This window comes from Parafrankia sp. BMG5.11, from assembly GCF_004337455.1.
Genome location: NZ_SJXI01000122.1, coordinates 19,470 through 28,302, shown reverse-complemented (window position 1 = coordinate 28,302; position 8,833 = coordinate 19,470). Strand labels below are relative to the sequence as shown.

The following is an 8,833-nucleotide window of genomic DNA, read 5'->3' as shown; positions in this document are numbered from 1 at the left end:
CGCAGATCTCGTACTCGACGAAGTCGCCGGGCCGCGGGATCTCCTCCAGCCGGCAGGCCATCTGCCAGACCCTCGGCCACAGGTATTCCTTCTCGAGCTCGAAGAAGGTTCGGTCATAATAGCGCTCACGTGGTACGTGTAACGGGTCCCGCATGGCGAACGGGACGTCACGGGCAGCGTCGGCCCGGCGGTCGTCGGTGACGGCCATCGACATCAACCTCCTCTCAGCGCCGGCCTCAGCTGGTCTGTGCCGGCGTCAGCCGATCGGTTCCGGCGTCAGCTGGACGCGCTGATCGTCCCGATCTCGGCACCGATCTCGTAGACGGTCTCCACCGCGCCGCTCCAGTGCACCGTGCCGGACGCGCCGGCCTGCACCTCGGATTCGACCTTGTCCGTCGCGATGACGAACAGCGGGTCGCCCTCCTCCACGCGCGCCCCCTCCTCCACGAGAAGCTCGAGCAGCTCCGCCTCCGAGATCGCGACCGATACGCGTGGAATGCGGATCGTGAAGTCAGCCACGGGCACCTTCCCTGGTGGTTTTCCACCGCAGCGTCCGGTGGACGGCGGCGATGATCTTTTCGGAATTCGGGTACACCTGCGACTCCAGCGCCGGCGGGGCCGGGTTCGGCACGAACCGGGCACCCACCCGTTCCACCGGCGCCGAGAGCCGGTCGAAGAGCTCGCGCTGAAGAATGGCGACGATCTCCGCTCCGGGGCCGGCGAACTGCACGGCGTCGTGCACCACCACCGCTCGCGTTGTGCGGTGCACCGATTCGATGATCGCCGCCGTGTCGAGCGGAACGAGGGTACGCAGATCGAGTACCTCGGCACTGATCTCCTGGCGCGCGAGCGCGTCCGCCGCGCCGAGCGACTCGACGACCCCCCGGCCGTAGCTGATCAACGTTACGTCGGTGCCGGCACGCTTCACGTCCGCCTGGCCGAGCGGGATCGAGAATCCCGGGTCGACTGGCACCATTCCACGCTGGCCCTGCAGGCGGATCGTCTCCAGGAAGATGCACGGGTCGTCGTCGAAGATCGCGGACGTGAGCAGGCCTTTGCCGTCGCGCGGCGTCGAGGGAACGATGACTTTCAGCCCGGGAATGTGCATGAACCACGCCTCCAGCGACTGCGAGTGCGTGGCGCCGGTGCCGAGTCCGCCGTAGATCTGTGTGCGCACGGTGATGGGCGCGGTTGTCCGCCCCCCGGTCATGAACCGCATCTTCGCCGCGTGGTTGATGATCTGGTCGGCGGCTATCCCGATGAAGTCCATGATCATGATTTCGGCCACCGGACGGAAGCCCTCCATCGCGGCTCCGATGGCCGCGCCCACGATCGCCGCCTCGGAGATCGGCGTGTCGAGCACCCGCTCGGTGCCGTACCTGCTCGACAGCCCGGCGGTCGGGCCGGATGCCCCCGGGTCGGCGATGTCCTCGCCGATCAGGAAGACGCGCTCGTCACGCTCCAGCGCCTGGTCCAGGGCGAGGTTCAACGCCTCGCGCATCGTCATCCGTCGTTCGTCCACGTCCACCTCATTGCCAGGCCACGTTCGATACGGAATGCACGTTCTAAGCGCGCGTTACAGGGGGTCGCGCTACGCGGGGCAGTTGCGCGGATCGGCGTACACGTCCCGGTCCAGCTCGTCGAGTGCCGCGGCGGGCGCGGCCAGGACGGCGGCCAGCACTTCGTCGACCGCCGAGACGGCGGCCGTCTCGATCTCGTCGAGCTCCCGCGCACCGCAGACCCCGTCGTCCAACAGACGTGACCGGAAACGCGGGAGCGGATCAGCCGCGATCGCCGCGTCCATCTGCTCCGTCGGGATGTACTTCATCGGATCGCCGAAGTAGTGGCCGCGGAACCGGAACGTCACGCATTCCAGGAGCGTTGGGCCGGCGCCGGCTCTCGCCCGCTCGACGGCCTCCTCCAGCGCGGCGACGACGGCGAGGGGGTCGTTGCCGTCGACGCGGACGCCCGGCATCCCGTAGCCGGCCGCCCGGTCCGCGACCTGGGCGATCTTCATCGTGTGCCCGGTCGGCGTCATCTCGGCGTACTGGTTGTTCTGGCAGACCAGCACCAGCGGCAGGTCCCACAGCGCCGCCATGTTCGCCGCCTCGTGGAAGGAACCGGTGTTCGTGGCCCCGTCACCGAAGCTGGCGACCGTCACCCGGTCGAGGCCCTTGCGCCGTGCGGCCATGGCCAGCCCGACCGCAACCGGGGGCCCCGCGCCCACGATCCCCGTCGACATCATGAGGCCGGAGTCGGGATGCGCGATGTGCATCGTCCCGCCCTTGCCGCGGCCGGAGCCGACCTGGCGGCCCAGCATCTCGCCGTAGATCTCGACCAGCGGCACGCCCTTGCCGATCAGGTCGTGCAGTCCGCGGTACGTCGTGACCAGCTGATCGTCCAGGCGGAGGACCACGCCCACCGCCGCGGCGATCGCCTCCTGGCCCCGTGAGGGCCAGTACACGCACTGCAGCTCGCCCGAGGCGATCCCCTTGCTCAGCCGATCGTCGGCCGCCTTCATGAGCGTCATCAGCTCGTACAGCCGACGCCGCACATCGAGCGCCGGCCCCGCCGCCTGCTCCGTCGTCACAGCCCCTCCTCGTCTAACCCGGTCTCCGGCTGGCGTCGGCCGGGGCGGACTCCTCCGGTCATTGCTCGCTCCCGGCGGCGAGCAGCTGGTTGGTCAGGACGCCGACCTCCTCCACCTCGCACACCATGTGGTCGCCGGCGGCGGCGTCAACGGCCGGCGGTGGCGTTCCGAGCGTGACGACATCGCCGGGGAAGAGGCTGATCCGATGGCTGATGTGGCTCAGGATCTCGCTCGGCGCGAACCTGAAATACCGGGTGTCTCCCGACTGGACCTTGCTCCCGTTGAGGGTCCCGGTGATCGCCAGCCCTTCGAGGACGCGCCGTTCGGTGAGATCCCGCCGGATCCACGGGCCCCACGACGCGAACCCGTCGATCGACTTCGCCGTCGCCCACAGGCCGGGCGCCACATATTCGGCCGCGGTGACGTCGTTGAAGACGGTCCAGCCGAAGATGGCTTCGGCCGCTTCGGCCGGTGACGCGCCGCGCAGCGGGCGGCCGACGACGACGGCGAGCTCGGCCTCCATCTGCACTGCCCCGGTCAGCGCCGCGGGCACCCGGATCTGCGCGCGGTCGCCACCGACGAACCCGCACGCCTTGGGCACCCACATCGGCTGGATCCCCGGCGGGCGCGACGTGCCCGGTTCGAGGAAGCCGCCCATCACGGCGATGAGCCGGACGCCGGTCAGGGGCGCGCCGAGCACAAGATCCGCAAGCGGCAGGGACCGCCCGACACGGCGGTACCCCTCCAGCATGCCGCCGGAGAGGAGGTGGAAGCGATCATCCACCACCTCGCCGAAGCACGAGGTGTCGCCCATCAGTGCACGACCGAGCAGCATTGCCAGGCCCCTCTCGCACGGGAGAATCGCGATGGCCGGCGCCGCGAGCCGCGGCCATCCGCTCGGTGGGTTCGCCGGCGGCGCCCTGCGGTTCATCATCGGCGGCACCGCGGTGGCCGTCTTTGCGCATCCGGCCAGATTCGTGCTACTTGCGGTCACCTTGGCGCGCTCCCGCCACTGGACTACCGTCACCCCATGACGCCTGCCGCGGCTACCTCCCCAACCTTGCCCGTTTCGGCCAACGTCCGCTGTGAGGGTGAGGGGGGGCCAGTCATCCGAGCCGGCACGTACACGCTCGAGGTCAGGGACGAAGTGGTCACCGGGTGGCACTCCCACGACCTGCACCAGATGGAGTACGCGTTCGAGGGGGTCGTCGAGGTCGAGACCGCGACGGCACGCTACCTTCTTCCGCCGCAACAGGCCGTGTGGATTCCGGCCGGGACGATCCACTGCAGCACCTGGAGCAACGTCAAGGCCGTCTCGGTGTTCTTCGACCCGGTGATGGGCCTGTCGGCAGGTGATCGGGTCCGGATACTCGCCGCTGCTCCGGTGATCCGGGAAATGGTCCTGTACGCCAGGAGATGGCCGATCAAGAGGACGGCGACGGAGCCCATGGCGGAGGCCTTCTTCGACGCCCTTGCCCACCTCGTCGTCGAATGGCTCGACCACGAGACCCCGCTGTGCCTGCCGACCACTCCCGACCCGCTCGTCGCCGCCGCCATGGACTACACCAACAAACACCTGACCGACGTCTCGCTACCCCAGCTGTGCGCGGCCATCGGGACGTCGGAACGGTCGTTACGCCGGGCGTTTCTCGCCGCGACCGGCATGTCCTGGCGCCGGTACCTCCTCGAGAGCCGATTACTCAAGGCCATGGCGCTACTCGCTCAGGACAGCCAGAACCAGACCATAATCACGATCGCCCTCGCCGTCGGATTCCAGAGCGTGAGCGCATTCACCCGGGCCTTCGGCCAGTACACCGGAGAGACTCCCACCGCCTACCGCCAGCGCGTCCGCGGCTGACAGTTCGGTGCTTTCGCCCTCACCGTCGGCGACCGATTTGGCCGCCTCTCCGCACGGCGGAGGCCCGCCGCACGGCGAAAAACATCGCGGACAGTCCCAGACCAGCCACCGGAAAGACACGGCGGGATTACCGGGGCCACGACCGCCCGGCCGAAACGGGCAAGGACTTGGCCGAACCCGCAAAGACGGCCAGGGCACGGGGCCCGATGATGGAACCTACAGGGCACCGCTGCCTCGAATGCCGCAACGGGAAGCAACTGGGGAGGCCCCATGAACATGGACGACTTGATCCTTATCAGCGTGGACGACCACGTGATAGAGCCCCCCGACATGTTCGAGGGCTTCATCCCGGCGAAGTACGCCGACCGGGCGCCCCGGCTCGTCTCGGACGAGGTGAGCGACAAGTGGGTGTTCGGCGAGGGCGAGGCCCGCAGCTCCGGCCTGAACGCGGTGGCCGGCCGCCCGCCCGAGGAGTACGGCCTGGAGCCGGCACGGCTGGCGGAGATCCGACGGGGCTGCTACGACGTCCACGAGCGGGTCAAGGACATGAGCGCCAACGGCGTGCTCGCCTCCCTGAACTTCCCGTCGATGGCCCGCTTCTGCGGTCAGTTCTTCGCCAGCCGGGCCGACCAGGACCCCGACCTGGCCCTTGCCGTCCTCACCGCCTACAACGACTGGCACATCGACGCCTGGTGCGGCGCGTATCCGGACCGGTTCATCCCCTGTTCGATCCCGCCGCTGTGGGACCCCCAGCTGATGGCGAAGGAGATCCGCCGGACGGCGGCCAAGGGCTCCCATGCGGTCAGCTTCTCGATGAACCCCTACGCCCTCGGCCTCCCGTCGTTGCACAGCGATCACTGGGACCCGTTCTGGGCGGCATGCGAGGAGACCGAGACGGTCGTTTGCGTGCACATCGGGTCAGGCGCCATCGGCGTGGTCACGGCACCCGACGCCCCGATGAACGTCGAGATCACCTGCGCCGCCATCAAGACCTTCCCGACCGCCGCGGACCTCGTCTGGTCGCCCATCTTCCAGAAGTTCAAGAACCTCAAGGTGGCCCTGTCGGAGGGCGGGATCGGCTGGATCCCGTACTTCCTGGAGCGGGCCGACTACACCTACAAGCAGCACCGTGCCTGGACCCGCCCCGAGCTCGGCGGCCGCCTGCCGAGCGAGATCTTCCGTGACCATGTCGTCACGTGCTTCATCGTCGACGACTTCGGTGTGGCCAACCTCGACCGGATGAACGAGGACATGGTCACCTGGGAGTGCGACTACCCCCACTCCGACAGCACCTGGCCACGTTCACCCGAAGTGGTGATCGACGCCGTGGCGGGACTGACCGACCTGCAGGTGGACAAGATCACTCATCGCAACGCGATGCAGGTGTACTCCTTCGATCCCTTCCCGATCCGGCCGCGCGAGCGGTGCACCGTCGGCGCGCTGCGCAAGGAGGCCGCCGGCCACGACATCTCGATCGTCTCGCGGGGCACCGTGGAGCGCCGGCTGACCACGGTCGGCCAGTTCGCGCACGCGCACCAGCCCGGCAGAACGGCGTGAGCCCGGCGCCGCTCGCCGGGGCGCGCATCCTGGAAGTCGCCTCGCACGTGTTCGTCCCGATGGCGGGGGCCGTGCTCGCCGAGTGGGGTGCCGAGGTCATCAAGATCGAGCACCCCGAGACCGGTGATCCCTACCGCGGCCTGGTCACAGCCGGTTTACACAAGTTGTGGCACGGCGTGGACGTCCAGTTCCAGGCCACGAACCGGGGCAAGCGATCCGTCGCCCTGGATCTGAAGAATCCGGCCGGCCGGCAGCTGCTGTCCCGGCTCATCGCCGCGAGCGACGTCTTCGTGACCAACCTGCGCGCGGACACCCGCGCCCGGCTGAACCTCGAGCTGGCCGACGTCCGGGCCGACAATCCCGCGGTGATCTACGTACGGGGTACCGCGTTCGGCGCCCAGGGGCCCGACGCCGGCCGGGGCGGGTACGACGCGGGCGCCTACTGGGCCCGCAGCGGAATGCAGCAGATCTTCACCGCCCCCGACGCGCCCTGGCCTGCCATGCCCCGCCCGGCGTTCGGGGACGTGGTCGGCGGGCTGAGCATCGCCGGTGCCATCAGCGCGGCGCTGTACCACCGGTCGACGACCGGCGAACCCTCCACGGTCGACGCCTCGCTGCTGGCGTCCGGAATGTGGCAGGTCCAGATGGATCTCATGAACGCCACCCTCAACGGCCCCGGCGGGCCGGTCGCCGCCCGGAGCCGGTACGAGGCCTCGAATCCGCTGATGCTGCCGTACCGCACGGCCGACGGCCGGGTCATCGTCCTGCAGATGCTCGCTCCCGACCGCTACTGGCCACACCTGTGCAAGAGCATCGGTCAGCCGGCCGCGGCGAACGACCCCCGGTTCGTGGACATGGAGGCCCGCCGCCGCAACGCCCGGGAGTGCGTCGAGTGGCTCGAGGGCGTCTTCGCCGAACGCACCTTCGACGAATGGCGGGCCGTCCTCGCGGAGTTCGACGGGGAGTGGGCGCCCAGCCAGTACCCCCACGAGCTCGCAGAGGACCCCCAGGTGAAGGCCAACGGCCTGTTCGCCGACGTCGATCTCGGCAACGGCCATTCCCTGCCGCTGGTGGCCACGCCGGTGCAGTTCGACCAGCGGCCGAGCCAGCCCAGCCGTGCCCCCGAACACGGTGAGCACACCGAATCCGTACTCCTCGACCTCGGCCTCTCGTGGGACGAGATCGGCGACCTCAAAGCCGGCGGGGCGATCCTCTGACCGGCGAGGACAGGCCCATACCCGTGGTCGACGACGACAGCCGCGACTTCTGGCATGGAGGTGCCCAGGGGCAGCTCCTGATCAGCGCCTGCACCGCGTGCGAACGACTGTTCCACCCGCCGGCGCCGATCTGCCCCGGCTGCTATTCCCGTTCGATCGGGTCCCGGCCGGTCTCGGGCCGCGGCACCGTCGAGACCTACACGGTCGTCCGCCGCCCGTGGGTGCCCGGGTACGAGCCGCCCTACGTCGTGGCCCGGGTGGTCCTCGCCGAGCAGCCCGACCTGCGCCTGCTGACCAACCTGGTCGACTGCGACGTCGAGGCGGTCACGACCGGCATGGAGGTCGAGGTGGCCTTCGAGCAACGAGGGGACGTGTTCGTACCGATGTTCCGGCCGGTCCCATGAGCGCTGACGTCATGAACATCGAGCGCCGGGCGATCGTCTCCGGCATCGGGCGGTCCGCGTCCGGGCGGCGGCTGAACCGGCCCGCGATCGATCTGACCCTGGACGCCTGTCTCGCGGCCATCGCCGACGCGGGGCTCACCCCGCGCGACATCGACGGGCTCACCTCCTGGCCCGACCACCCCGCCCCGCACGGCTTCGGCGGCCCCCGGGTCGGCGACCTCCACACCCTCCTGCGGCTGGACCTGTCATGGATCCTCGGCTGCGGCGACGGCGCCAACGTCATCGGAATCCTCGGAATCGCCGCCCACGCGGTGGCCACGGGCCTCGCCCGGCATGTGCTGGTCTACCGGACCGTCGGGGAGGCGACCAGCCAGGGCACCGGCCGCCGTCCAGCCGTGATGGCCGGGCCCGGGGCCGGGGCCGCGCCGTGGAAGGCCACCTACGGGGTGGGTTCGCCCGTGCAGTTCGCCGCGCTGTGGGCCCAGCACCACTTCGACCGCTACGGCACCACCCGGGAGCAGCTCGGCTGGGTCGCCGTGAACGACCGGCGCAACGCCGCGGACAACCCGGACGCGATCTACCGCGACCCGATGACGATCGACGACTACCTCGCGGCACGGATGATCAGCGAACCGCTGTGCCTGTTCGACTGCGACATCCCGGCGGACGGGTCGATCGCCTTCGTCGTCTCGCACGCCGACCACCGGCGCGACGTCGACCGGCCCGTCTTCTTCGAGGCCCTCGGCGGCGGGCGGCCGATGACCTCGAGCTGGGAGTTCTGGCCGGACTTCGACGTCATGGCCGCGACGAAAGCCGCCGAGCAGCTCTGGTCGCGTACCTCGCTGCGGCCCGCCGACGTCGACGTCGCGGGTCTCTACGACGGGTTCAGCATCTTCGTCCTGCTGTGGCTCGAGGCACTCGGCTTCTGCGGCCGCGGCGAGGCGGGCCCGTTCGTGGAAGGTGGCACGCGCATCGCCCGCACCGGTGATCTGCCGCTCAACACCTCCGGCGGCCAACTGTCAGAGGGCCGCTACCTCGGCTTCGGCCTGGCCTACGAGACCTTCCTTCAGTTGCGGGAGCAGGCCGGCGCGCGGCAGGTCGCCGGCGCCGAGGTCGGCCTCGTCACGGGCGGCGGCGGCCCGCTCGCCCAGGCGTTCCTGTTCACCAGTGACCGCTGATTCACCAGTGACCGCTGTTCGCCCAGGAC

10 protein-coding genes and 1 pseudogene are annotated in these 8,833 nt (G+C 69.8%); 6 read left to right on the top strand and 5 right to left on the bottom strand.

The window, feature by feature from the left end; all coding sequences use genetic code 11:
* The 5 genes and pseudogenes from E0504_RS46170 to E0504_RS46150 all read right to left on the bottom strand — a co-directional run.
* Positions 1-154: pseudogene (locus tag E0504_RS46170) on the bottom strand (aromatic ring-hydroxylating dioxygenase subunit alpha); the annotation flags it as partial.
* Between the two features lie 122 nt (positions 155-276).
* A complete protein-coding gene (locus E0504_RS46165; protein WP_041255984.1) occupies positions 277-519 on the bottom strand; it encodes a biotin/lipoyl-containing protein in 243 nt (80 codons plus the stop codon).
* Positions 512-1,507 carry an alpha-ketoacid dehydrogenase subunit beta gene (locus E0504_RS46160; protein WP_083390743.1) on the bottom strand — a complete coding sequence of 332 codons (996 nt, stop codon included), beginning with the start codon at positions 1,505-1,507 and terminating at the stop codon, positions 512-514. The genes E0504_RS46165 and E0504_RS46160 overlap by 8 nt, the downstream gene beginning before the upstream one ends.
* 84 nt (positions 1,508-1,591) lie before the next feature.
* Positions 1,592-2,530: a thiamine pyrophosphate-dependent dehydrogenase E1 component subunit alpha gene (locus E0504_RS46155; protein WP_368672090.1), complete on the bottom strand. Its 939-nt coding sequence runs from the start codon at positions 2,528-2,530 to the stop codon at positions 1,592-1,594.
* A 118-nt stretch (positions 2,531-2,648) separates the two neighbouring features.
* Positions 2,649-3,425 (bottom strand): fumarylacetoacetate hydrolase family protein, encoded by a 777-nt coding sequence (locus E0504_RS46150; protein WP_112107172.1) that lies wholly within the window; start codon positions 3,423-3,425, stop codon positions 2,649-2,651.
* Between the two features lie 31 nt (positions 3,426-3,456).
* Between E0504_RS46150 and E0504_RS50975 the strand changes: the two genes are divergently transcribed.
* From E0504_RS50975 to E0504_RS46125, 6 genes are all read left to right on the top strand, one after another.
* Positions 3,457-3,624 (top strand): hypothetical protein, encoded by a 168-nt coding sequence (locus E0504_RS50975; RefSeq protein ID WP_160144298.1) that lies wholly within the window; start codon positions 3,457-3,459, stop codon positions 3,622-3,624.
* A gap of 113 nt (positions 3,625-3,737) precedes the next feature.
* Positions 3,738-4,448: a helix-turn-helix transcriptional regulator gene (locus tag E0504_RS46145; RefSeq protein WP_112107176.1), complete on the top strand. Its 711-nt coding sequence runs from the start codon at positions 3,738-3,740 to the stop codon at positions 4,446-4,448.
* A gap of 270 nt (positions 4,449-4,718) precedes the next feature.
* Complete coding sequence (locus E0504_RS46140) at positions 4,719-6,005, top strand: amidohydrolase family protein (RefSeq protein WP_071060122.1); 1,287 nt, start codon at positions 4,719-4,721, stop codon at positions 6,003-6,005.
* Positions 6,002-7,222, top strand: coding sequence for a CaiB/BaiF CoA-transferase family protein (locus E0504_RS46135; RefSeq protein WP_112107174.1), 1,221 nt, complete (start codon positions 6,002-6,004; stop codon positions 7,220-7,222). Before E0504_RS46140 ends, E0504_RS46135 begins: the two co-directional genes overlap by 4 nt.
* Positions 7,219-7,626: a Zn-ribbon domain-containing OB-fold protein gene (locus tag E0504_RS46130; protein WP_112107179.1), complete on the top strand. Its 408-nt coding sequence runs from the start codon at positions 7,219-7,221 to the stop codon at positions 7,624-7,626. Before E0504_RS46135 ends, E0504_RS46130 begins: the two co-directional genes overlap by 4 nt.
* On the top strand, positions 7,623-8,804 hold the full coding sequence (locus E0504_RS46125; protein ID WP_131627655.1) for a thiolase family protein: 1,182 nt from the start codon (positions 7,623-7,625) through the stop codon (positions 8,802-8,804). Before E0504_RS46130 ends, E0504_RS46125 begins: the two co-directional genes overlap by 4 nt.
* The last annotated feature ends 29 nt before the right edge of the window (positions 8,805-8,833 follow it).